We start from the raw sequence: 22620 nt of genomic DNA, 5'->3' as shown, positions 1-22620 counted from the left end.
CTGCGGACATACGTCTCGCTCCGAGAACGGCGGGGTACGGCGGGGCGCGGCGGTCCCGGGAACGGGCGCCGGTCCCCCGACCTTGCAACAGCACGGGCCGGCTCCGCTGTTCCCGACCGCGCCCGTACCCCGCCGGGTCAGACGACGGGCTGCTGGGCGCTGCCCGGGCTGTCCAGACCCATGACCTGGCGGCCGAGGAACGGGGACCTCCACGCGCCCGTGCCCCGGTAGAGGTAGTTGCCCGTCGGGCTGAAGGCGACGAGGTCGTTCCTGCCGTCGCGGTCGGCGTCGCCGACGGCGACGAGGTGGGTGTACGGCCCCCATCCGCCGCCGATCCGCGAACGGGACGCGAACGTGCCGTCGCCCTTGCCCAGGTAGAGCCACAGGACACCGTCCTTGTCCCGGGCGATCAGGTCCCCGGCCGCCGCTCCCCCGATGTTCCCGACGGCCGTCAGGTCGTTGTAGACGCCCCAGCCGCCGCCGACCCTCTTGCGGGCCGAGAAGGGGGTGGTGGCGTTGCCGGTGCCGGGGTAGAGCCACAGAACACCGGAGCGGTCGGTGGCGAGGAGGTCGTTCCTGCCGTCTCCGGTCACGTCGGATCCGCCCGTGATCCGGTCGTAGACCTGCCAGCCGCCGCCAACCCTGGTCCGGGTGGCGAAGCCGCCGCGGCCGTCGCCCCGGTACAGCCACAGGACGCCGGACGCGTCGCGGGCGACCAGGTCGCCCACTGACGACCCGCCGAGGTCGCCGGTGGCCTCGATACGGTCGTAGACGTTCCAGCCGCCGCCGACGAGGGCCTTGTCCTCGCCCTCCGTCAGCTGTCCGTCGTCGTTGATGCGGGTACTGAAGTAGGTGTCGCTGCGCCAGAGCCGGCCCGCGGAGTCCCGGGTGAGCACGTCGGGGGTTCCGTTGTCGTTGAAGTCGTGCGGCTGTGCCTTGCGGGTGACGGTGAAGGTCCCCTCGGCGGTGGCGGTCGGGCCGATGCCGTTGAGGGGTCTGGCGACGACCTCCCAGGTGTAGGCGCCGTTGGGGGCGGCCTCGAACCCGTCGCCGATGTGTCCGCCGTCCCAGTCCAGCGTGACGGACGGGGTGGAGGGATGGGTCTCGGTGACGACGAGGGCCTTCCCGGTCCGTACGTGGCGGAGCGTGATCCGCACGTCCACGCTGGTCCGGGACAGGTCCCAGCGCAGGGGCGTCGATCCGCCGTTCTCGTCGAGGTCGACGACCGCGGGCACGGAGTTGCCGGTGATCTCGACCTTCGTGGGTGCTCCCGCGCTCGCCACCCGGGTGACGACGGGCGCCCCGTCGGCACCCGCGGTGATCTTGTACAGGCCCTCGCCGCCGGCGACGCTGCCGCCGCGCACGTACAGGCCGTCGGGAGCCGCGGCGGACGAGGTCAGGTGGTCGAGCAGCTTCACCGACCGGCCGGTGGCCGGGTCGTACGCGGTCACCGCGTACAAGGGGTTCTCGTCGCCGCTGGTGAGGCCGCCGGCCTCCCCGTGCACGACCCAGTCGCCGACCAGGCCCACCTGGAGGTCGCTCGCGTGGGCGTGGGCGATCGGGATCTGCCTGACCACGTCGGTGGCACGGTCCAGGAGGAACACCTCGGGGGTGTTCGTGTCGTCGTTCTCGGTCCACACGACGTGCGTGTCGGAGACGGCGACGTCCCCTCGGGCGGAGCCGGGGGTGCGGTCGTGCACTTCGTGGACGGCGCCCGTGGCGAGGTCGATCAGAGCCCACTTCTGCCGAGTCCCGTCGGTGAAGGTGAGCAGGGCGTCGTCCGGGGTGCCCGGAGCGACCGCGAGGTCCTTCGCACCGGCCGGGAGGCCGGTGACGGCCCGCGCGCCCTCCCGGCCGTGGGTGTGCTGACGCAGGGTGAGGGCGCCGTCCGCCTCGACGGTGGTGAAGACCGCGTCCGCCGCCGAGCCGGCGTAGCGGGGTTCACCGGGCAGGTTCCCGACGAAGACCTCGGACGACGACAACGTCTTGAGGTTGCGCTGCTGGATCCTGACACTGCCCACGAAGACCAGGTAGTCCGCCGTCCGCGTCGAGCGCAGCTGGGTCCGGCTCGAGTAGATGCTCCCGAGGCCGTCCGTGTAGCGCGTCCAGCGCTTGTCGAAGGACCCGTCGGTCGCGGTCAGGAAGCCGGTCAGACCGGCGTCGACCAGCCTCGCGTCCTTCAGGAAGGGCATGGTGGCGGCGTCGGCGGCCGCCGCGTCGGCCGTCACTGTCGCGTGGGCGGCCGGGGCGGGCACGGACAGGGCACCGCCGGTGACGGTGAGGACGGTGGTGACGGCGACGGCGAGTGTGCGTCGGGTCGATCGGGCCAGCGGCACGTGCGGTTCCTCCTGATGCAACAGGCGCACCATGCGCCTCACCGCGTAGGACTCACGACGGACCGAATGGTTGTACGCCCGGCCAGGTCACCGGGCCCGAAGGCCGGTCGGGGCGCAGCCTCCGTCCGTCGTCGGCCGGGCAGGCGGCGTTCAGCTCGGCGCCATCGGGCGGTCGGCGCGGGTGAGCAGCATGCGGGCTGATCCCCATCCGTCACCCGGTCCGTGGAGCCCCGATGAGTACAGAGGGACAGAGCAGTGGTCGCCGTCATCCCGACAGACGCGTGTTGTTGCGGGCGGCGGTGGCCGTACCCGCCGCCGGTGCCGTGGTCGCCGGTACGGCCAACGGCCCGGCCGCAGCGGCCGAGGCGGCCGGGCGGTCCGGCGGCCGGTTCGACGCCGACAGTCCGCGGTTCGCGCTGGCGGTGCTGCCCGACACCCAGTACCTGTTCGACGCCGACAGCGCCGACCCCGCCCCGCTGCGGGCGACGTTCCGCCACCTGGTCGGCGAACGGGCCGCGGCCAACATCGCGTTCATGACGCACCTCGGCGACGTGACCGAGCACGGTACGGAGGACGAGATCGGGCTCGCGGCCGACACATTCCGCGTCCTGCACGGCCGAGTGCCGTACAGCGTGCTCGCGGGCAACCACGACATCCCGTCGTCCACCGACAACCAGCGGGGCGACTCCGCCTACCTCTCCGCGTTCGGGCCCGACCGCTACCGGTCCATGCCGACGTTCGGCGGTGCCTCGCCCGACGGCTACAACAGCTACCACGTGCTGCGGGCCGGCGGCCGGCAGTGGCTGGTGCTCGCCCTGGACTGGCGGATCTCCGACCGGGGCCTGGCGTGGGCGCAGGGGGTGCTCGACCGGCACCCGACGCTGCCGGCGGTGCTGACCACGCACGACATCGCCTGGTCCGGTGACGACGGCGAGGCCGTGCTGTCCGACCACGGCCGACGCCTGTGGGACGGCCTGATCAAGGGCAACGACCAGATCTTCCTGGCACTCGGCGGGCACTACTGGCCGCCCGGGCGCACGGTGCTGACCAACGACGCCGGGCACGACGTGCACGTCCACATCACCAACTACCAGGACCGCTACTACGGCGGCGCGGGAATGATCCGCACCTACGGCTTCGACCTGGTGCGCGGGGTCGTCGACGTGGAGACGTTCTCACCCTGGTTCCTCGCCCGCGACCCCGAGTCACGTTCCCCGCTGGCGGCCGAGACACTCGAACTCACCGGCCCCGCAGACCGGTTCACGCTCGACATCGACTTCGACGAGCGGTTCGCCGGCTTCGCCCCCAGGCCCGTGCCGAAGCCCCGGCCCGCCCGGGCGGTGATGCCGCGCGGCACGCTCGCCTACTGGCGCTTCGACGCCGCCGGAACCGACGCGGCCCAGCGGCCGGGCGCACCGCTGGCCGACGGCACCGTGGTCAGGGACCTCACCGGCCGCGGCAACGACCTGACGGTGCGCCGGCTGCACGCCAGCGGCGCCGACGCGCTCACCTGGTCGCAGGACCACCACCGCGGTCAGCCCGCGCACGCCAGCCTCCGCTTCGACGGCGGTCAGGGGCCCGACCGCGGAGCCGTCCTCACCACCGCCGACGGGGCGGCCCTGAACAGCGAGAAGTTCCCGCGCGGCTACACCATCGAGACCTTCGTGCGGCTGCCCGAGCCGTTCGAGGGCAACCACGACTGGATGGGCATCCTCAGCTGGGAGGGCCGCAACGGCGACGCGGGCAAGACGACGGGCTGGTCCCCGCTGGAGCCGACGTGCAGCCTCAACCTCTCCCCCGAGCGGTTCCTCCAGTTCGTGGTCTACCCGCACCGCCAGGACGCCGACCCCACGTCGTGGAGCCATGCGGTGCCGGTCGGGCGCTGGATGCACATCGCCGTCGTCAACGACGGCCGCCGCACGGTGATGTACGTGGACGGATCGAAGATCGCCCGCAATCCCACCCAGCCGTCGACCGGCATCGCCACCCTCGGCAAACCCTTCGTCCTGGGCGGCACGCAGTTCGACGAACGGTTCGGCCAGGGCTTCTACGGCTGGATGGGCGACACCCGGATCGTCGGGCGTCCGCTGCCGGTGCGGGAGTTCCTCACTCCCCTGGACTGAACGGCGGCACGGTAGTGCCCGTGGGATCGTTGGGGCCCGGCGTGACGGGCAGGGGCCCCAGCGACTCGCCCTCCCAGAGCAGCGCTCGCCATCCTTCTTCGGGCGAACCGGAGAGGACGACGATCCCGGTGTTCGCCAGGGGATGCTGCGCGGCGTAGGCGACGTCCACGTTGTCGGCGCGCGCCGCGACCCACATGCGGATCGCGGCGCCGTGGCTGACCAGCGCCGCGGTCCGGGCTCCGCTCTCGTGGGCCTCGGCGACGACGGCGTCGAAACGGGCGAGTGCCTCCACCCCGTTCTCGCCGCCGGGCATGCGGAGCCGTACGTCCCCTGCGGACCAGGCGAAGGCGGTGTGCATGTAGGTGTGTGCCGCCTCGTCGTCGCCGCGCATCTCCAGGTCGCCCGCGGTCAGCTCCCGGATACCGGCCCGGACCCGCACCTCCAGGCCCCTCGCCGCGGCGAGGGGGGCCGCGGTCAGCTGCGTGCGCACCAGCGTCGAGGCGTACAGCGCGTCGATCCGCTCCGACGCCAGTGCGTCGGGCAGCGCCGCCGCCTGTTCCTGGCCGAGGGCGGTCAGACCGGGGCCCGGCTCGGCGGTGTCCAGGAGGTGCTTGAGGTTGGACGGAGTCTGACCGTGCCTGACTAGCAGGAGACGCATGCGACGGGGACCTTCCGGGGGACGACGGGGCCTCTCCACTCTGCCACGCGCCCCCGGTGCCCCGGGGCTCACCAGTCGTGGACGGTGCCGTCGCGGAGCCGGTTCACGGGCAGGTAGGCGGGCTCGTAGGGGAAGCGGGCCGCGGCCGCGTCGTCGAGCTCGACGCCGAGCCCGGGGGCGTCGCCGGGGTGCAGGAGTCCGTCCTCGAAGCGGTAGGAGGTGCGGAACACCTCGAGGGTCTCGGGGGCGTGGCGCATGTACTCCTGGATGCCGAAGTTGTGCACGGCGAGGTCGAGGTGGAGGGCGGCCGCCATGCCCACGGGCGAGATGTCGGTCGGGCCGTGCATGCCGGATTTGATGCCGTACACGGCGGCCATGTCGAGGAGTTTGCGTACGGCGGTGATGCCGCCGGTGTGCGTCACCGCCGAGCGGACGTAGTCGATCAGCCGTTCCTGGAGGAGCGTGGTGTAGTCGTGGACGGAGTTGAAGACCTCCCCGATGGCCAGGGGTGTCGTGGTGTGCTCCCGGATCAGCCGCAGCGCCCCCTGGTCCTCGCCCGGTGTCGCGTCCTCCAGCCAGAACAGGTCGTAGGGTTCGAGGTCCTTGCCGAGCCGCGCCGCCTGGATGGGCGTCATGCGGTGGTGCCCGTCGTGCAGCAGCGGGAGTTCGGGGCCGAAGGTGTGCCGGACGGCCTCGAACACGGTGGGCATGTGGCGCAGGTAGGCGCGGGTGTCCCAGGTCTCCTCGGTGGGACGCGGGTGGGCGGTGCCGGTACGCCGGGCGGGCTCGTAGTCGTAGCGCTCCCCGTCGCCCGCGGCGGAGGCGGCGACGCCGTACACGGAGTCGAGGCCGGGGATGCCGCTCTGGATGCGGACGGCCCGGAAGCCGTCCGCCAGGTGTTCGCGCACCGAGTCGAGCAGTTCGGGTATGTCCCGGCCGGAGGCGTGGCCGTAGGCGAGGGCGCCCGTGCGGCAGGCACCGCCGAGGAGTTGGTACACCGGCATGCCCGCCGCCTTGCCCTTGATGTCCCACAGCGCCATGTCCACCGCGGCGACGGCCGCCATGGTGACCGGGCCCCGGCGCCAGTACGCGCCCCGGTACAGGTACTGCCAGGTGTCCTCGATGGCGTGCGCGTCCCGTCCGAGCAGCAGCGGGGCCACGTGCTCGCGCAGGTATGCCTCGACGGCCAGTTCACGCCCGTTGAGGGTGGCGTCGCCGAGCCCGGTGAGCCCGTCCTCGGTGGTGACGCGCAGGGTGACGAAGTTGCGCCCCGGGCTGGTGACGACGACATCGGCAGCGGTGATCTTCACAGGGTCGTTCCTCCTCGGCGACGCGCGCCCGGTGGTCAGGCCCGTGCCGGGGTCACGCCGGGTCGACGCGGGAAACCGTACCCCCGATGGCGAGGACGTACAGCTCGCCGTCGCCGCCCTGGGCGAAGGACACGACCTCACCGCCGTTCACCCCGAGGTCGTGCGCGGCGGTCACCTCGCCGTTCTCGATCTCCAGGGAGCGCAGGGTGCCGTCGCAGTAGTCGCTGTAGACGTACTGTCCCTCGAGGTCCGCGATCGCCGCTCCGCGGTACACGTAGCCGCCGGTGACCGAGCAGCCGAGGCCGGTGCGGTCGTACTCGTGGATCGGCGGAACGTGGTTGGCGGGCTCGGTGCCGCCGCGGAAGGGGTGCGTGCCCTCCATCTGCGACCAGCCGTAGTTCTCGCCGCCCGCGCTGCTCGCGGGTGCCCGGTCGATCTCCTCCCATTCGCTCTGTCCGACGTCGCCGATGAACAGGTCGCCCGTCGCGGAGTCGAAGGAGAACCGCCACGGATTGCGCAGGCCGTAGGCCCAGATCTCGCCCTTGGCGTTCGGGTCGCCGACGAAGGGGTTGTCCTTGGGGACCGCGTACGGATCGCCGCCCTGGGGGTCGATGCGCAACAGCTTGCCGAGCAGGGTGTCGAGCTTCTGGCCGTTGCCCTGGGGGTCGCCGCCGCCTCCTCCGTCGCCGAACGCGATGTAGAGGTGGCCGTCGGGGCCGAACTTGATGTCGCCGCCGTTGTGGTTGGACTCGGGCTGCTCCTGGGTGAGGACGGTGCGCCGGGTGTCCTCCTGGACCGTCCCGTCCTGGACGGCGAACTCGTCGATGGTGCTGGTGCCCTGGAGGTCGGTGTAGGAGAGGTAGAGGTGCGCGAAGTCCTCGTCGAACGCCATGCCGAGCAGGCCGCGTTCGCCGTCTGTGGTGGTCTCGTCGGAGATGTCGAGCACGGGTTCGCCGAGCCCGTCGTCGTCGAGCACCCGGACGGTGCCCGCTCGTTCGGCGATCCAGACCGTGTCGTCGGGGCCCGCGGCACCGGCCGTCGGGGTCTGCGCCCTGGCCACCTCGGTCAGCACGACCTGCGCGGCCTCCTCGGGGGTGCGGGACTCGTCGGCGAACGCGGTGGTCAGGGCCAGGGACCCGACGAGACCCAGCGTGCCGATGATCGCCGAAATTCTGGTACGAACTTTCACCGTGGCCTCCCGGAGGCGGTGAGTGGGGGGAAGTTCCGTCGCCGGCGCCACTGAGGATACGGGGCCACGACCTCCTGGCCTAGACCAATACAGGCTTCTTTTGTTCGTAGCGGGCCCCCTGCGAATCGGCCCGCTCACCGGCCGACGTCGGTCCGTCCAGCACCGTGGGAACGTACTCTCGTCGACCCTGCGGTCCCAGCCGTCCTGGGACAACGCCGCGTCCACGAAAAAGATTGGACGGGGCGAGGTCCGCACTTGTAGCTTGCGGTGGACCGTGACACCGCCCGAGGAGGTGAGACCCATGAACGCTGTATCGACGTGGGTGCTCCCCCTTCCCGTCATGGCCGGCGACTGACACAGGTGTCGCCGGGAGCGCCTCGACCACCAGGCACTCCCGAAGGGCAACACTCATGGACTCTGGGCAGTTCACCGCCGAGCCGTCGTCGAACGACACGGCCGAGCGCGAATTCGATGTGATCATCGCCGGTTGCGGACCGACCGGCGCGATGCTGGCCGCCGAACTGCGGCTGCACGACGTGCGGGTACTCGTGCTGGAGAAGGAGACCGAGCCCGCGTCGTTCGTCCGTATCGTCGCCCTGCACATGCGCAGCATCGAACTGATGGCCATGCGCGGACTGCTGGACCGTCTCCTGAAGCACGGCAGGCGGCGTCCGGTCGGCGGACTCTTCGCCGCCATCCCCGCCCCCGCACCCAAGGACCTCGAATCCCCGTACGCCTGTCTGCTGGGCATCCCGCAGCCGGTTCTCGTCCGGCTCCTCGAAGAGCACGCGGTCGCCCTGGGGGCACGGGTCCGGCACGGGGGCACGGTCGCCGGCTTCGAGCAGGACGACGAGGGCGTGACCGTGGAGCTGGCCGACGGCGAACGGCTGCGGGCGCGCTACCTCGTCGGCTGTGACGGCGGGCGCAGTACGGTGCGCAAACTGCTCGGTGTCGGCTTCCCCGGCGAGCCCTCGCGGAACGAGACTCTGATGGGCGAGATGGAAGTGGGTGTGCCGCCGGAGGAGATCGCCGCCGGGGTGGCCCGGGTCCGCGAGAGTCGGCAGCGGTTCTGGCTGCGCCCCTTCGGCGGGGAGGTCTACAGCGTCGTGGTCCCCGCGGCGGGCGTAGGTGATCGCGCGGTTCCTCCCACCCTCGACGATTTCAGACGGCAGCTGCGTGCCGTGGCCGGCACCGATTTCGGCGTGCACTCCCCGCGCTGGCTGTCCCGCTTCGGGGACGCCACCCGGCTGGCCGAGCACTACCGGGTCGGTCGGGTGCTGCTGGCCGGCGACGCGGCACACATCCATCCGCCCACCGGCGGACAGGGGCTCAACCTGGGCGTTCAGGACGCGTTCAACCTCGGCTGGAAACTGGCCGCGCGGCTCGGCGGCCGGGCGCCGGACGCCCTGCTGGACACCTACCAGGCCGAGCGTCGGCCGGTCGCCGAGGACGTACTGGACAACACCCGTGCCCAGATGGAACTGCATGCCACCGATCCGGGTCCGCGGGCCGTGCGCAGGCTGCTCACCGAACTGATGGACATCGACGAGGCGAACCGCCGTCTCACCGAGAAGATCACCGCGGTCGGCATCCGCTACGACTTCGGCGAGGGGCCCGACCTGCTCGGCCGCCGCATGCCGGACGTCGAGGTGGCCCGGGGCAGCCTGTACGGCCTGCTGCATCGCGGACGCGGCCTGCTCCTTGACCGCACCGGACGCCTGACCACCGGTGGCTGGTCGGACCGGGTCGATCACCTCGCGGACCCCACCGCGGCACTGGACGTACCGTGCGTCCTGCTGCGGCCGGACGGCCATGTCGCCTGGGTCGGCGACGACCAGCGGGACCTGGACGGGCACCTCTCCCGCTGGTTCGGCGAGCCCACCGGCTGACGCGAACCCGGCGGTCGAAGCGGCCGCCGCTCAGCGGGACGGCTGGACCTGGTCGAAGACGGCGAGGGCCGCGGCGGGGTCCGGACTCACGAGGCGTTCCAGACCTGCCGTCGTGATCCTCGCCCACCGTTCGGCCCGTGCCCACATCCGCTCCTCGAAGGCACGGACCGCGTCGTCCAGGTCCTCGGGGCCTGAGGCGACGACGGACTCGGCGAGCTCGGCGCCCTCCAGCAGGGCGAGGTTCGCACCCGCCCCCAGGGGAGGCATCAGATGGGCGGCGTCGCCCAGGAGCGTCACCCCGGGTACATGGGTCCAGGTGTGGGACACGGGCAGGACGTACAGGGGACGGTGGACGAAGGCGGTGCCGTGGCGCAGGAGTTCGAGGAGGGGGACGGTCCAGCCGTCGAACAGCGTCAGCAGACTCGACCGGAGGGCGTCGGCGTCCGCCGGGTCGAGGTGCGTGTGCCAGTCCGACGGCGCGCGGAACTGGGCGTGGACCTTGACGTGGCCGCCGCTGTTGCGCTGGGCGACGAGCGCCCGGTTCACGCCGTACACGGCCACGGAACCGTCGCCGACCAGCCGGGCGAGGTCCGGGTGGCGGGTGTCGATGTCGTCCAGGGAGGTCTCCACCGCGGTGACGCCGGTGTAGTGCGGCGTCACCGGCGAGAGGGCCGGGCGGGTGCGGGACCGGGCGCCGTCCGCACCGACCACGAGGTCGAACGTCTCCCGCCGCCCGTCCTCGAAGTGGACCCGAACGCCGTCCCGGGCCCCCGGCACGACCTTCGCCACAGCCTGCCCCCACCGGACGTCGAGGGGGCCGAGCAGCAGGTCGCGGAGGTGCCCGCGGTCGATCTCGGGATTGGCCCGTTCGTCCGGACCGGGTCGCCAGTCGCGCAGGACGGTCCCGTCCGTGTCCAGGATGCGCATGGCCTGCCCCTCGGGGCGGGACAGCGCCCGGAACTCCGCGAGCAGCCCCGCCTTGTCCAGGGCCAGCTGGCCCAGCCCCTCGTGCAGGTCGAGCGTGCCGCCCGGTGGGCGGGCGTCGGGGGCGGCATCGCGTTCGAGGACGGTGACCGGGTGGCCGTGGCGGTGCAGCACTCGGGCGAAGGCGAGTCCTGCGGGGCCGCCACCGACCACGGCGACACGTGGTCTGCCAGTACGCTGTCTCATATCGATACACTGTATTTTCACTCTACGGTGTATCGCAACAGTACGCTGAGGCCATGACTGTCTGGGACCGGCCGGAGCCGCCGATTCGCCCCGTTCCGCTCGACCGGGAGCGGATCGTCGCCGCCGCGGTCGCGCTCGCCGACGAGGGCGGGCTGACGGCGGTGTCCGTACGCAAGGTGGCCGCCCGGCTGGACGCCGGCCCGATGCGGTTGTACGGATTCATCTCCACCAAGGACGAGCTGTTCGACCTCATGGTCGACGCGGTGTACGCCGAGATCCTGACCGAGGAGCGGCCCGGTGACTGGCGGGAGGCGCTGCACGGCCTCGCCCACCGCACCAGGCAGGCCGCTCTGCGGCACCACTGGCTGGCGGACCTGCTCGGCGGTCGGCCGGCTCTGGGCCCGAACGGCCTCGCCGTGACCGAGGCCACGCTGGCCGCCCTCGACGGTCTCGCCGACGTCGACACCGTCATGCGCGCCGTGGAGACGGTCAGCGCCTACTTCACCGGCGCGATCAGGCGCGAGGTCGCGGATCTGCGGGCGGAGCGGGACACGGGCCTGTCCAAGACCGAGTGGCAGCGCGCCCGCGGCCCGCACGTGACGCGTACCCTGGCCACGGGCCGCTTCCCGGCGCTGGCCAAGGCCGTGTACGAGGGCACGCACGTGGACGCGGAGACGTCCTTCACGACCGGGCTCGACTGGGTGCTCGACGCCGTGGCCGCCCGGCTCAACTGACCGGTACGGCCGACGAGTGCACGGCCGACGGCGCCTCGGGCCGGGCCGTGCGGTACGCGCAGCCCCTCGTCGTCGAGGGTCGCCGTGGCACGGATCTACGACACGCCCGGCCTCACCGGAGCGGTGCGGACGCGGCGGGGGCGGGCAGGAGCCGGTAGCCGTCCGCGTGGGCGACGACACGGCCGGCGGTGGGCGGTGCGAAGTGGGTGCCCAGCACGAGGGTGTCCGTGCCGGCGAGCGAGGCGAGCAGGTCACGGCGGGATGCCTGGGACCGCTCGGGGTCGATGTCGACGCAAGCTCCGACGGACGGGTGGGCGAGCTGAACGGGGTGGTGGACGCAGTCGCCGGTGATCAGGGCCGTCCGGCCGCGGCTGGTCAGCTCGACGGCGATGTGGCCGGGCGTGTGCCCGGGGGTGGGAACCAGGCGCAGGCCCGGGACGGCCTCCACACCTTCGGTGGGGACGTCGACGAGGTCGAACAGCCCCGCCTCCTCCACCGGGTGCACGGAGTCGCGGAACATCTGCCTGCGCGCCTCCTCCATGTCGTACCCGGCCCAGAACTCACGCTCGGTGCGGGAGGTCAGGTAGCGGGCGTTGGGAAAGGTGGGAACCCATTCCCCGTTCTCCTGCCGCGTGTTCCAGCCGACGTGGTCGGCGTGCAGGTGGGTGAGGATCACCAGGTCGACGGAGTCCGGGGTGAATCCGGCGGCGGTGAGCCGCTGGAGGAAGTCGGTGTGCAGGTCGTGCCAGGCGGGGTTGGCCCGCTCCTTGCCGTTGCCGATGCCGGTGTCGACGAGGATGCGCGTCCCGCCGACGGTGACCGCGAAGCTGTGGCTGTCGATGCACAGGGCGCCCTCGTCGTCGGCGAAGTGGGGGCGCAGCCAGGGCTGCCCGGCGACGAGGTCCCGGGTGGCGCCGGGCAGCAGCCAGGCTCCGGTGGCGGCCGGCAGGGCGACCTCGTCGATGCGGTGGACGGTGGCGTCTCCCACCGTCCAGCAGGGGACGGCGTGCTGATCGGTGGCCGGAGCGGTGCTCATGATCGGTCGCTTCCTTCGGGCTGCGTGTCGGTGGGCACGGGACGAGACCCTTGTGCACTAAACGCAATGAGTTTGCGTTTAGCCACCGTAAGACCTACAGTCCACCTAACGCAAACGCTTAGCTTTTGAGCGCCTCCGCGCAGCGCGGCTGCCGCCGCACGTCCCGACCCCGAAGAGAGAATCCCCGTGCCCTCCGCCGAACCCACCCCGCCGGAGGCGGCCCGCTGGGCCGCCCGCGCCGGACTCCCGCTGCCCGCCGACCGCCACGCCGCCGTCGCGGCCACCGCCCAGCACATCCACTCCGTCGTCGCCGTGCTGCGGGAGCTGGACTTCGCCGACACTCCGCCCGCCACCGCCTACCGCGCGGAACAGGAGACGCACGATGCAGCCGTATGAACTGACGCTCGGCGCGGCCGCCGAGGCCGTCCGGACCCGCCGCCTGTCCCCCGTCGAGCTGGTGGACTCCGTCCTGGAGCGCATCGGGCGGACGGAGCCGCGACTCCATGCCTACGTCACCGTCACCGCGGAGCGTGCCCGCCGGGCCGCGCGCGCGGCCGAGGACGACATCGCGGCCGGACGTCACCACGGCCCGTTGCACGGCGTCCCCATGGGGCTCAAGGACCTGATCGATGTCGCCGGGATCGCGACGTCGGCCAGTTCGCGGGTTCGCGCCGACCACCGCGCCGAGGCGAGCAGCACCGTCGCCGGCCGACTGGAGGCGGCCGGCGCCGTCCTGGTCGGCAAGACCCACACCCACGAGTTCGCCTACGGACTGACCACCCCGCAGACCAGGAACGCGTGGCACACCGGCCGGGTGGCCGGCGGGTCCAGCGGCGGCTCCGCCGTCGCCGTCGCCGCGGGTACCGCCACCTTCGCCCTGGGCACCGACACCGGTGGTTCCATCCGGGTGCCCGCCGCACTGAACGGGGTCGTCGGCCTCAAACCGACGTACGGCCTCGTCCCCCGGCACGGCGTCACGTCCCTGTCCTGGTCACTGGACCACGTCGGCCCGATCACCCGCACCGTCGAGGACGCCGCGCTGGTCCTGGCCGCCCTGGCCGGACACGATCCCCGCGACCCCGCCTCCCTGACCGCGCCCGCCACGGGGTACCGGCCGCCCACCGGCACCGACCTCACGGGGCTGCGCGTCGGCGTGCCGCGCAACTACTACTTCGACCACGTCGACCCGGAGGTGGAAACCGCCGTCCGCGCCGCCGTCGACGAGTTCGAAGCACTCGGTGCCCGTCTCGTCGAGGTCGAGATCCCCATGACCCGCTACATCCAGGCCACCCAGTGGGGCCTGATGGTGCCCGAGGCCACCGCCTACCACGAACGCACGCTGCGCACCGTCCCCGAGCTCTACCGGGGCGACGTCCGCGTCCTGCTGGAGGCCGGTGAACTGATGCCCGCCGGTGACTACCTGCGGGCGCAGCGTTCCCGCACGCTCATGCGGCGGGAGTGGGCGGCCGTGCTCCGGGAGGTGGACCTGATCGCCGCCCCCACCGTCCCGGCGACCGCCGTCGAGGCCGGCCAGGAGACGATCACCTGGGCCGACGGCACGACCGAGGCCGTGTCCGACGCCTATGTGCGCCTGTCGTCCCCAGCCAACATCACCGGCGTGCCGTCCCTGTCCCTGCCCGTCGGCCACGACACGACGGGGCTCCCCATCGGCATGCAACTACTCGGACGACCGCTCGGCGAACGGGTGCTCCTGCGGGTCGGTCACGCCTACGAACAGACCCGGCCCGCCCGCAAACTCGCGCCCGCCGCGTGAACGAACGGCCACCCCCTAGACGCAATGGTTTTGCTTTAGGGTGGATGTCATGAGCAGGCAGATGGTGCGTCCCGGCGGGCGCAGCGCCCGGGTGCAGGCGGCGGTGCACACCGCCGTGCGCGAACTGGCGTCGGAGGTGGGGCGGGACGCCCTGACCGTGCCGCTGGTCGCCCGGCGTGCGGGCGTGACGCCGTCGACGATCTACCGGCGCTGGGGCGACCTCCAGGAGCTGCTGTCGGACGTCGCGGTCGAGCGCCTCCGCCCCGACACCGCACCCGGGGACCACGGCGCCCTGTACGCCGACCTGGCGGCCTGGGCCGAGCAGTTCCTCGACGAGATGGCCTCGCCCACCGGCCGCTCCTACATCCGCGACGCACTGCTCGGCGACCCGGACGGCAGCAACGCCGGCCAGTGCTCCGCCTACGCCGCCGAGCAACTCGGGATCGTCCTCAGCCGCGCGGCCGGACGCGGGGACGACACACCCGACGTCGAGACCGTCATGGACCGCGTCGTCGCCCCCTTGATGTACCGCATCCTCTTCCGCCCGGACGGGCTCGACGCCCCGTATGCGCACCGGCTCGTCGCGGAGGTCCTGGGGCGGACCGGCCCCTGACCAGCGGCGTCCGCGCAACGTCAACCGTCTCTCTCCCCCTCACGCCGCCACCCGCCTTCGAAACGCTGGCGGAGCGCATCCGGGATCAGTGTTCTCGGTGCCCCGCCGCCCTCCAGTGGGTACGGAACCCGGCAACACCGCCTCGACGAGAGACTGGACATGACTGGACACGAATCCGCTCACCACCCGCCTCAACGCGTCGGCGTCGTCGCCGAGTCCCTGCCCGGGGAGACCCGCGTCGCCGCGACGCCCTCGACGGTCCGCCTGCTGCTCGGCCTCGGCTACGAGGTCGTCGTCGAGCCGGGAGCCGGCATGGCCTCCGGGTTCGACGACACGGCCTACTCCGAGGCGGGGGCGAGTCTCGGCGGAGCCTGGGCCGCGGACGTCGTACTCAAGGTCAACGCGCCGTCCGACGAGGAGATCGCGGAACTGCGCGCGGGGACGACGCTCGTGTCCCTCGTCGCACCCGCGCAGCGGCCCGAGTTGCTCGAGGCGCTCGCCGCGCGGGACGTCACGGTGCTCGCCCTGGACGCCGTGCCCCGGATATCGCGGGCGCAGTCGATGGACGTGCTCAGCTCCATGGCGAACATCGCCGGGTATCGGGCGGTGATCGAGGCGGCGCACGTCTTCGGGCGGTTCTTCACCGGTCAGGTCACCGCGGCGGGCAAGGTGCCGCCCGCGAAGGTCCTGGTCGCCGGGGCCGGGGTCGCGGGGCTGGCCGCCATCGGGGCCGCCTCCAGCCTGGGCGCGATCGTGCGGGCGACCGATCCCCGGCCCGAGGTCGCGGACCAGGTCACGTCGCTCGGCGGCGAGTACCTGCCGGTGAACGCAGCCCAGGAGAGCGGCACCGACGGCTACGCGAAGGCGACCACCGCGGACTACGACCGGGCCGCCGCCGAGCTGTACCACGCGCAGGCCGCGGAGGTGGACATCGTGATCACCACCGCGCTGATCCCGGGCCGCCCGGCGCCCCGGCTGCTGACCGCCGAGGACGTGGCCGCGATGAGACCGGGCAGTGTCGTCGTCGACATGGCCGCCGCACAGGGTGGCAACGTCGAGGGGACCGTACCGGGCCGGAGCGTGGTGACCGGCAACGGCGTGACCGTCATCGGCTACACCGACCTGGCGTCCCGGCTGCCCGCCCAGGCGTCCCAGCTGTTCGGCACCAACCTGGTCAACCTGCTGCGGCTGCTCACCCCCGGCGGGGACGGCCGGATCGTCATCGACTTCGACGACGTGGTGCAGCGGACCGTGACCGTGGTCCGCGCGGGCACGGTCACCTGGCCCCCGCCGCCGGTCCCGGTGTCGGCGGCCCCGCCCCCCACCGCGCCGGCGGCGGCGTCCACCGCCGCACCGGTGGGCGCGAGAACGACCAGGGTCACCCCGGCGGGGCGCTTCGGCCTCATCGGCCTCGGCATGCTGGCCACCTTCCTGCTGGTCGCGTTCGCCCCGGCCCAACTGGCGCAGAACTTCACGGTGTTCGCATTGGCGGTGGTCATCGGCTACTACGTGATCGGCAAGGTCCACCACTCCCTGCACACCCCGCTGATGTCGGTGACCAACGCCATCTCGGGGATCGTGGTGATCGGTGCCCTCGTGCAGATCGGGCACGAGAGCACCCTCGTCACCGTGCTGTCCTTCGTGGCGATCCTGCTGACGAGCGTCAACATCTTCGGAGGTTTCGCCGTCACCCGCCGCATGCTGTCCATGTTCTCGAGAGGCGAGCCCCGATGACGTCCATGACCGCCTCCCGCGCCGCCGACCTGGTGGCGGCCCTGCTGTTCGTCCTCAGCCTCGCCGGTCTGTCCCGGCACCGGACCTCACGCGCCGGCGTCGTCTACGGCATCGTGGGCATGGCCCTCGCCCTGGCCGCCACCGTCGTGGCCTCGGCGCAGAGCGTCTCCGCCGGTCCGGTCGCACTGATCCTGCTCGCCACGGTGATCGGCGCCGCGGCGGGCCTGTGGCGGGCGCGGCGCGTGGAGATGACGCAGATGCCCGAACTGATCGCGGTGCTGCACAGCTTCGTCGGTCTCGCGGCCGTCCTGGTCGGCTGGAACAGCTACCTGGAGGTCGAGGCCCACGGATCGCGGGGCCGGATCGCCGCCGAGCTGATCCGCATCCACCACGCCGAGGTGTTCATCGGCGTCTTCATCGGCGCGGTCACCTTCACCGGCTCCGTGGTCGCGTACCTGAAGCTGTCCGCGCGGATCAAGTCCCGGCCGCTGATGCTGCCCGGCAAGAACGCCCTCAACCTGGGCGCGCTGGCCCTGTTCGTGGTGCTCACGGTCTGGTTCACGGTCAGTCCGGGCCTCCCGCTGATGGTGGCGGTCACGGTCCTGGCACTCGCCCTGGGCTGGCACCTGGTGGCTTCCATCGGCGGTGGCGACATGCCCGTGGTCGTCTCGATGCTCAACAGCTACTCCGGTTGGGCCGCGGCGGCGGCCGGATTCCTGCTCGACAACAACCTGCTCATCGTCACCGGGGCGCTGGTCGGTTCCTCCGGTGCCTATCTGAGCTACATCATGTGCCAGGCGATGAACCGTTCCTTCCTCTCCGTCATCGCCGGTGGCTTCGGCATCGAGGCCCCGCCGGGCGGCGACGACGAGCAGGGCGAGCACCGCGAGATACGGGCGCACGAGGCGGCCGAACTGCTCGCGCGGGCGCGGTCCGTGGTGATCACCCCCGGTTACGGCATGGCCGTGGCGCAGGCCCAGCATCCGGTCGCGGAGCTGACCCGGCGGCTGCGCGAGCGCGGGGTCGAGGTGCGCTTCGGTGTCCACCCCGTCGCCGGGCGGCTGCCCGGGCACATGAACGTGCTGCTGGCCGAGGCGAAGGTGCCGTACGACATCGTGCTGGAGATGGACGAGATCAACGACGACTTCGCCGACACCTCGGTCGTGCTGGTCATCGGTGCGAACGACACGGTCAACCCCTCGGCGACCGAGGACCCCGCCAGTCCGATCGCGGGTATGCCCGTGCTGCGCGTCTGGGAGGCGGAACAGGTCGTCGTGTTCAAGCGCTCGATGGCTTCCGGCTACGCGGGCGTGCAGAATCCGCTGTTCTTCCGGGAGAACAGCAGCATGCTCTTCGGCGACGCCAAACAGAGCGTCGAGGAGATCCTGCGGGCCCTCGGCCCCGACACCGGCCGAGAGCCCGCGGCCCCCGAGCGGGGGGTGACGGCGGCGCGGTGACGCGGCCTGCTCCGGCACGTGGTGCTCGGCGAGCTCGCGGCAGTGGGCCGCCGAGGCCGCGCGGGTGGACCGGCGCGCACTCTCCTCAGGAGCCGTCGAGCCACTGGGCGAGGGCGGCCGCCTCGCTGTGGTCCACGTCCTTGGTGGCGGTGAGCAGGGTCACCTTGGCGTCGGCCGACAGGTCGCGCAGGCGCTCCAGCGCGGCCTGGTGGTCGGGGTCCTCCAGCTCGGCGTGGTAGCGGCGCCGGAATTCGTCGTACCGCTCGGGATCGTGGTGGTACCAGCGCCGCAGATCGGTCGAGGGTGCGACGTCGCGCAGCCACTCGTCCAGATCGGCCTTCTCCTTGCTCATGCCACGAGGCCACAGACGGTCGACGAGCACGCGCTTGCCGTCCTGCGGTGTGGGGCTTTCGTAGATCCTCCGGTATCCGACCCGTGCAGCCATGACCCACCTTCCGGAGACGAGAGACGACCCGGGCAGCGCCCTTCCCGTGCGCTGTCCCGTCCAGGTGAACCGCCACGGCGGGCCCAAACACGGGCCGGCGGCGGTGCCCTCGTCAGGGTCGCACGTGCGGCCAGCCGGCCAGTCCCTCCGTGCCGGGAGGCTGCGCGACGGCCTGCTCCACGGAGTCGTGGAAGGAGTAGACCGCCCCCAGGCCGCCGAGGGCGAAGACCTGCAGGAGCCGCCGGTCGGAGCAGGCGATCCGCAGCGATCCCTGATGGCTGCGGATGCTCTTGGTCACGGACACGATCATGCCGAGGCCCATGGAGTCGATGAACGGGGTGTCGCACAGGTCGAGCACGAAGTGCCGGTGGCCCTCGGACAGGCGTCGGACCACCTCGGCCCGGACGAGCGGCGCGAAGGCGATGTCGATCTCGTCGTCGGCCCGAACGACCGTCCAACCGTTGATCACCCGGCATCCGACCTGCTCGTGCGGCTCTGCGACGCCCTGCTCGCTCACGCTGCGCTCCCCTGCCATGCTGTCCGTTTTGCCCGTCTCATCCAGGAAACGCGGTACGGCCGAGCGTCACAAGAGCCCGGTTTTCAGATGGTGAGCGAGAGCCCCCGGGACACCCGCTCCGCGGTGGTGAGCAGGGTCGCCACGGCGTCGTCGAGCCGGGCCGTGCGGTTGACGTCCAGGGAGATGCCGAGCGATCCGATGGTGTCGCCGCGACGGACGGGGACCGCGACGCACGCGGTGCCCAGACGGTACTCCTCGATGTCGGTCACGGCCGGGCCGTGCGGGGAGGCGTCCAGGCGCCGCAGCAGCTCGGCACGGTAGGTGATCGTGCGCGGGGTGAGGTCGTTCATGGTGTGCCGGGAAAGGTATTCGGCGCGGGCGTCGGCGTCCAGCTCGCGCAGCACGCTCTTGCCGAGCGCCGTGGCGTGTCCCGCGTCCTCGAACCCGACCCAGAGATCGACCCGGGGGGCCTTCGGGCCGTCCACGATCTCCGCGACCCGGATCTCGCCGTCCTCGTACAGGGTCAGGTAGGCCGCGGCCGACAGGTCGTCCCGCAGCTCGGTGAGCGTGGGACGGACCCTGCTCAGCGCCGTCTGGTCGCGGCTTCCCGCGTGCAGCGCGCCCAGCCGCTCCCCCAGGACGAACGTGCCGTCCTCGAGTCTGCGCACGTAGCCGTCGTGGACCATGGTCCGCAGCAGGTGGTAGGTGGTCCCCAGGGCCAGGCCCGTCTCGCGCGCCAGCTGCTTGGCCGGTACGCCGCTCTCGTGGGCACCCACGGCTTCCATCAGCCGAAAGGCTCGCTGCACCGAGGAGATGAGCGTGGGGCCCTCCTGACCGCTCATCCCTCCACACTGCGCCCCGCCGAAGGGGTCCGGCAAGTGCGCTACGGCTTGATGCCGACCCCGGCCCACAGGCTGACCTGGGCGTCGGTGGGCGCGTCCGCGCCGGTGACCTGTGCCGGTCGCCAGCGGTGGCCGACGGTCACGCCGGGTTCGAGGAGGTCGAGCCCGTCGAAGAACCTCGTGACGTCCTTCTGCGAGCGGAACTGCACCGGCGTGCCCGCGCCGGTGTAGATGTCCGTGACCTTCTCCCAGGTGGGCGGGTCGAAGTCCGGTGTGCAGTGACTCAGCGCGAGGGCACTGCCCGCCGGGAGCGCCGCCATCAGCCGGTCGACGATGCCGTACGGGTCGCGGGCATCGGTGATGAAGTGCATCAGGGCGTTCAGCGACAGGGCGACCGGCCGGGACAGGTCGAGCACCTCGGCCAGCTCGGGCGCGGCCAGCAGGGAGCCTGGGTCGTTGACGTCGGCCTCGATGTAGGTGGTGCGGCCCTGCGGGGTGCTGCGCATCAGGCGCTCGGCGTACTTCAGGACGAGCGGGTCGTTGTCGGCGTAGACCACCCGGGCCTCGGGGACCACGGACTGTGCCACCTGGTGCACGTTCGGCTCGGTGGGGATGCCCGTGCCGATGTCCAGCCACTGCCGGATGCCGTGCTCCTGTGCCAGTACCCGGGTGGCGCGGTGCATGAAGGCGCGGTTCTCCCGGGCACAGGTGAAGATGCCCGGGTATGCCTCGGCGACCGCTTCGGCGGCCTGTTTGTCGACCGGGAAGTGGTCCTTGCCGCCGAGGTAGTAGTCGTACATGCGGGCCGAGTGCGGCCTGCTGGTGTCGAGGCCCCGCGCGGCGTGGGTGTTGCTCATCCTGTTCCCTTCGGAAGGCCGGCCGTGAGGTGGTCCGCCATGCCCTGCTTGACTCCTCGGACGAACGCGCCGATCTCCTCCGGCGTGTAGATGAGTGCGGGGCCGGACGGATCGGTCGACTGACGCACCGCGACGCGTCCGTCGGCGAGCCGTTTGGTCTCCACGCACTGTCCGCCGTTGGGTCCGCTCCACGGACGTTCCCAGCCGCTCTCGCCGAGGTCGCGGGCGGGCATTCCGTTGTAGACGGGGTCGTCGGTGCTGCTCATGAGTACTCCTTGCGCATGCGGTTGAGGAGGGCCGTGCTGTCCCGTGTCGAGGTGAGCAGCGACATCCTGTTGTGCGCCTCCAGGTGGGCGACGACGTCGGCCCGTTCGTCCAGGTACATCGAGGCGGAGAGGATCTCGCTGTAGACGACGTCGGGCAGCTCCGGCTCCTCGAACCGGAAGTAGGTGAAGGGCGCGCAGGCCCCGACGTGGGCGCCGACGGCGAAGGGCAGGATGTCGATGCTGACGTGCTCCAGCTCGGACGCCTCCAGGAGCCGGTCGATCTGCTCGCGCATCACTTCCGGACCGCCGACGACCCGGTGCAGGACCGCTTCCTCCATGACCACCCAGAGGGTCGGCGCGTTCTCCCGCTCCAGCAGGCTCTGCCGCCGCAGCCGCAGCCCGACGCGGCGTTCCAGCTCCTCCTCGGAGCCGTTGGGGAAGCCTCCGCCGAGAACGCCGCGGGCGTACGCGGGGGTCTGGAGCAGCCCCGTGACGTAGTGGGGTTCGTAGGTGCGCAGGGTGCCGGCGCCGGTCTCCAGACTGACGTACGCCGTGAACCAGTTGGGCAGCACGTCGCGGTAGGCGTGCCACCAGCCGGGCTTGTTGGCCTGCTCGGCGAGCGCGACGAACTCCTCCGTCTCCTGCTGCCCGGCGCCGTAGGTCTGCAGGAGCTTTTCGACATAGAGGGGTTTGAGGGCGACTTCGGCCTTCTCCAGCCGGCGGATCGTCAGGGGGGTGACCCGAAGTGCCTTGGCGGCGTCGGCCAGTGAGGCGCCCGCGCCCTGCCGCATCTCCTGGAGCCGACGGCCCAGGATCATGCGCAGCACCGTCGGGGCGCTGGTGCCCGCGCCGGACCGAGCTTCACTCACGCCCCACCTCCTGATGGGCTGTCACCGGCGCCATTGTGGCAGCGACTTGGTGATGACACCAGACTGAACGGGGCTTCCTGAAATTATCAGGGATTCGGTTGCAGCCTGAACCGGACGGCGAGCATAGTTGCGCTGTGAGCCTGCCCGTCCGACCGCCGTCCCGTCAGCGCCCGCCGAGGCCCGCTCCCCCCATCGCGACCGTCTCGACCGGAAGGCGATCACCGTGACCCCCCACACGAGCCCTTCGCCCGGACTGTTACCACCGACGCGTCCGGACCGGGAACACTGGTTCGACCTCCCCTCGCTCCGGATCAGCGTGCGGACGGCGCGCGACACGGTGCGCCGCCAGCTCCGCACCTGGCGGCTTCCCGGCGACGTGTGCACCGACGCGGTGCTGCTCGTCTCGGAACTGGCGACGAACGCCGTGCTCCACTCGGCCGGCGACCGCATGCTGTGCGGCCTGTCGCTGACCTCGCGCGAACAGCTGCGGATCGAGGTGCACGACGACGGAAACACCTCGGCCGGGCCGACCGGTACCCGCTCCGGTCCTCAGGACGAGAGCGGCCGGGGGCTGTTGATCGTGCAGCAGCTCGCGGACTCCTGGGGAACCGCGCGCTCCGGCCGCACCGGGGGCAACACCGTCTGGGCGGTTCTCCGGATCGAGCTCTGACCCCGCACCGGGACGCCTGCGCCGAAGGACCGCGTCGACGCGGTTTCGTGAGTACGAGGTTGGTGAGTACCAGGTTCATGAGTACGAGGCTCATGAGTACGAGCTGAGTATCCGCGCTCATGTCCCGGCGC

General features: G+C 71.9%; 21 protein-coding genes. 9 read left to right on the top strand and 12 right to left on the bottom strand.

Features of this window, described 5'->3' with window-relative positions:
- Positions 1 to 137: 137 nt before the first annotated feature.
- Complete coding sequence (locus IE258_RS19615; protein WP_229892251.1) at positions 138 to 2369, bottom strand: FG-GAP-like repeat-containing protein; 2232 nt, start codon at positions 2367 to 2369, stop codon at positions 138 to 140.
- 200 nt (positions 2370 to 2569) lie between these two features.
- On the opposite strand from IE258_RS19615, the gene IE258_RS19610 reads away from it, so the two are divergent.
- Complete coding sequence (locus tag IE258_RS19610; protein ID WP_189745225.1) at positions 2570 to 4459, top strand: LamG-like jellyroll fold domain-containing protein; 1890 nt, start codon at positions 2570 to 2572, stop codon at positions 4457 to 4459.
- Here the strand turns inward: IE258_RS19610 and IE258_RS19605 are convergent.
- The 3 genes from IE258_RS19605 to IE258_RS19595 form a co-directional block, all read right to left on the bottom strand.
- Entirely contained in the window at positions 4443 to 5117 is a 675-nt protein-coding gene (locus IE258_RS19605) for a histidine phosphatase family protein (RefSeq protein ID WP_189745223.1), read from the bottom strand. The two genes, IE258_RS19610 and IE258_RS19605, sit on opposite strands and share 17 nt — an antisense overlap.
- A 68-nt stretch (positions 5118 to 5185) precedes the next feature.
- Positions 5186 to 6427, bottom strand: coding sequence for a D-mannonate dehydratase ManD (gene manD, locus IE258_RS19600; protein ID WP_189745221.1), 1242 nt, complete (start codon positions 6425 to 6427; stop codon positions 5186 to 5188).
- A 52-nt stretch (positions 6428 to 6479) separates the two neighbouring features.
- Complete coding sequence (locus IE258_RS19595) at positions 6480 to 7616, bottom strand: PQQ-dependent sugar dehydrogenase (RefSeq protein WP_189745219.1); 1137 nt, start codon at positions 7614 to 7616, stop codon at positions 6480 to 6482.
- Between the two features lie 410 nt (positions 7617 to 8026).
- Between IE258_RS19595 and IE258_RS19590 the strand changes: the two genes are divergently transcribed.
- On the top strand, positions 8027 to 9505 hold the full coding sequence (locus IE258_RS19590; protein ID WP_189745217.1) for an FAD-dependent monooxygenase: 1479 nt from the start codon (positions 8027 to 8029) through the stop codon (positions 9503 to 9505).
- 30 nt (positions 9506 to 9535) lie between these two features.
- Here the strand turns inward: IE258_RS19590 and IE258_RS19585 are convergent, their stop codons facing one another.
- Positions 9536 to 10675 carry an FAD-dependent oxidoreductase gene (locus tag IE258_RS19585; protein ID WP_189745214.1) on the bottom strand — a complete coding sequence of 380 codons (1140 nt, stop codon included), beginning with the start codon at positions 10673 to 10675 and terminating at the stop codon, positions 9536 to 9538.
- Positions 10676 to 10728: 53 nt separating this feature from the next.
- On the opposite strand from IE258_RS19585, the gene IE258_RS19580 reads away from it, so the two are divergent.
- Positions 10729 to 11409 (top strand): TetR/AcrR family transcriptional regulator, encoded by a 681-nt coding sequence (locus IE258_RS19580; RefSeq protein WP_189745212.1) that lies wholly within the window; start codon positions 10729 to 10731, stop codon positions 11407 to 11409.
- 112 nt (positions 11410 to 11521) lie between these two features.
- Here IE258_RS19580 and IE258_RS19575 read toward each other — a convergent pair whose 3' ends face one another.
- Entirely contained in the window at positions 11522 to 12445 is a 924-nt protein-coding gene (locus IE258_RS19575; RefSeq protein WP_189745210.1) for an MBL fold metallo-hydrolase, read from the bottom strand.
- A 186-nt stretch (positions 12446 to 12631) separates the two neighbouring features.
- Between IE258_RS19575 and IE258_RS19570 the strand changes: the two genes are divergently transcribed.
- The 5 genes from IE258_RS19570 to pntB all read left to right on the top strand — a co-directional run bounded on the left by IE258_RS19570 (position 12632) and on the right by pntB (position 18023).
- On the top strand, positions 12632 to 12841 hold the full coding sequence (locus IE258_RS19570; protein ID WP_189745208.1) for a hypothetical protein: 210 nt from the start codon (positions 12632 to 12634) through the stop codon (positions 12839 to 12841).
- Entirely contained in the window at positions 12828 to 14219 is a 1392-nt protein-coding gene (locus IE258_RS19565) for an amidase (protein ID WP_189745206.1), read from the top strand. Before IE258_RS19570 ends, IE258_RS19565 begins: the two co-directional genes overlap by 14 nt.
- A 49-nt stretch (positions 14220 to 14268) precedes the next feature.
- On the top strand, positions 14269 to 14832 hold the full coding sequence (locus IE258_RS19560) for a TetR/AcrR family transcriptional regulator (protein WP_189745204.1): 564 nt from the start codon (positions 14269 to 14271) through the stop codon (positions 14830 to 14832).
- A gap of 159 nt (positions 14833 to 14991) precedes the next feature.
- Positions 14992 to 16566: a Re/Si-specific NAD(P)(+) transhydrogenase subunit alpha gene (locus IE258_RS19555; protein WP_189745202.1), complete on the top strand. Its 1575-nt coding sequence runs from the start codon at positions 14992 to 14994 to the stop codon at positions 16564 to 16566.
- Positions 16563 to 18023, top strand: coding sequence for a Re/Si-specific NAD(P)(+) transhydrogenase subunit beta (pntB, locus tag IE258_RS19550; RefSeq protein ID WP_189745200.1), 1461 nt, complete (start codon positions 16563 to 16565; stop codon positions 18021 to 18023). The genes IE258_RS19555 and pntB overlap by 4 nt, the downstream gene beginning before the upstream one ends.
- A gap of 85 nt (positions 18024 to 18108) precedes the next feature.
- On the opposite strand, the gene IE258_RS19545 is transcribed toward pntB, so the two are convergent.
- The 6 genes from IE258_RS19545 to IE258_RS19520 all read right to left on the bottom strand — a co-directional run bounded on the left by IE258_RS19545 (position 18109) and on the right by IE258_RS19520 (position 21819).
- Entirely contained in the window at positions 18109 to 18468 is a 360-nt protein-coding gene (locus IE258_RS19545; protein WP_189745198.1) for a DUF488 domain-containing protein, read from the bottom strand.
- A 112-nt stretch (positions 18469 to 18580) separates the two neighbouring features.
- Positions 18581 to 18985 (bottom strand): STAS domain-containing protein, encoded by a 405-nt coding sequence (locus IE258_RS19540; protein ID WP_189745196.1) that lies wholly within the window; start codon positions 18983 to 18985, stop codon positions 18581 to 18583.
- A gap of 83 nt (positions 18986 to 19068) precedes the next feature.
- Positions 19069 to 19827, bottom strand: a complete 759-nt coding sequence (locus IE258_RS19535) for an IclR family transcriptional regulator (RefSeq protein WP_189745194.1) — start codon at positions 19825 to 19827, stop codon at positions 19069 to 19071.
- Positions 19828 to 19868: 41 nt separating this feature from the next.
- On the bottom strand, positions 19869 to 20684 hold the full coding sequence (locus IE258_RS19530) for an SAM-dependent methyltransferase (protein WP_189745192.1): 816 nt from the start codon (positions 20682 to 20684) through the stop codon (positions 19869 to 19871).
- Positions 20681 to 20950, bottom strand: coding sequence for a DUF397 domain-containing protein (locus IE258_RS19525; RefSeq protein WP_127894427.1), 270 nt, complete (start codon positions 20948 to 20950; stop codon positions 20681 to 20683). Before IE258_RS19525 ends, IE258_RS19530 begins: the two co-directional genes overlap by 4 nt.
- Positions 20947 to 21819, bottom strand: coding sequence for a Sco1979 family transcriptional regulator (locus IE258_RS19520; RefSeq protein ID WP_189745190.1), 873 nt, complete (start codon positions 21817 to 21819; stop codon positions 20947 to 20949). Before IE258_RS19520 ends, IE258_RS19525 begins: the two co-directional genes overlap by 4 nt.
- Before the next feature lie 316 nt (positions 21820 to 22135).
- Between IE258_RS19520 and IE258_RS19515 the strand changes: the two genes are divergently transcribed.
- Positions 22136 to 22489 carry an ATP-binding protein gene (locus IE258_RS19515; RefSeq protein ID WP_308434193.1) on the top strand — a complete coding sequence of 118 codons (354 nt, stop codon included), beginning with the start codon at positions 22136 to 22138 and terminating at the stop codon, positions 22487 to 22489.
- Positions 22490 to 22620: the final 131 nt, after the last annotated feature.

Source organism: Streptomyces tendae (genome assembly GCF_014650435.1).
In the GTDB taxonomy this organism is placed as follows: domain Bacteria; phylum Actinomycetota; class Actinomycetes; order Streptomycetales; family Streptomycetaceae; genus Streptomyces; species Streptomyces tendae.
Note: the sequence above shows the minus strand (reverse complement) of the source record. Positions and strands in the feature narration are given on the sequence as shown.

Bases quoted from the DNA above. Each gene is read 5' to 3' on its own strand.
- IE258_RS19525 (WP_127894427.1), bottom strand. From the start codon at position 20,950: ATGAGCAGCACCGACGACCCCGTCTACAACGGAATGCCCGCCCGCGAC.
- IE258_RS19535 (WP_189745194.1), bottom strand. From the start codon at position 19,827: ATGAGCGGTCAGGAGGGCCCCACGCTCATCTCCTCGGTGCAGCGAGCC.
- pntB (WP_189745200.1), top strand. From the start codon at position 16,563: ATGACGTCCATGACCGCCTCCCGCGCCGCCGACCTGGTGGCGGCCCTG.
- IE258_RS19590 (WP_189745217.1), top strand. From the start codon at position 8,027: ATGGACTCTGGGCAGTTCACCGCCGAGCCGTCGTCGAACGACACGGCC.
- IE258_RS19575 (WP_189745210.1), bottom strand. From the start codon at position 12,445: ATGAGCACCGCTCCGGCCACCGATCAGCACGCCGTCCCCTGCTGGACG.
- IE258_RS19580 (WP_189745212.1), top strand. From the start codon at position 10,729: ATGACTGTCTGGGACCGGCCGGAGCCGCCGATTCGCCCCGTTCCGCTC.
- IE258_RS19560 (WP_189745204.1), top strand. From the start codon at position 14,269: ATGAGCAGGCAGATGGTGCGTCCCGGCGGGCGCAGCGCCCGGGTGCAG.
- IE258_RS19605 (WP_189745223.1), bottom strand. From the start codon at position 5,117: ATGCGTCTCCTGCTAGTCAGGCACGGTCAGACTCCGTCCAACCTCAAG.
- IE258_RS19555 (WP_189745202.1), top strand. From the start codon at position 14,992: ATGACTGGACACGAATCCGCTCACCACCCGCCTCAACGCGTCGGCGTC.
- IE258_RS19610 (WP_189745225.1), top strand. From the start codon at position 2,570: ATGAGTACAGAGGGACAGAGCAGTGGTCGCCGTCATCCCGACAGACGC.
- IE258_RS19530 (WP_189745192.1), bottom strand. From the start codon at position 20,684: ATGAGCAACACCCACGCCGCGCGGGGCCTCGACACCAGCAGGCCGCAC.
- IE258_RS19585 (WP_189745214.1), bottom strand. From the start codon at position 10,675: ATGAGACAGCGTACTGGCAGACCACGTGTCGCCGTGGTCGGTGGCGGC.
- IE258_RS19615 (WP_229892251.1), bottom strand. From the start codon at position 2,369: ATGGTGCGCCTGTTGCATCAGGAGGAACCGCACGTGCCGCTGGCCCGA.
- IE258_RS19565 (WP_189745206.1), top strand. From the start codon at position 12,828: ATGCAGCCGTATGAACTGACGCTCGGCGCGGCCGCCGAGGCCGTCCGG.
- IE258_RS19545 (WP_189745198.1), bottom strand. From the start codon at position 18,468: ATGGCTGCACGGGTCGGATACCGGAGGATCTACGAAAGCCCCACACCG.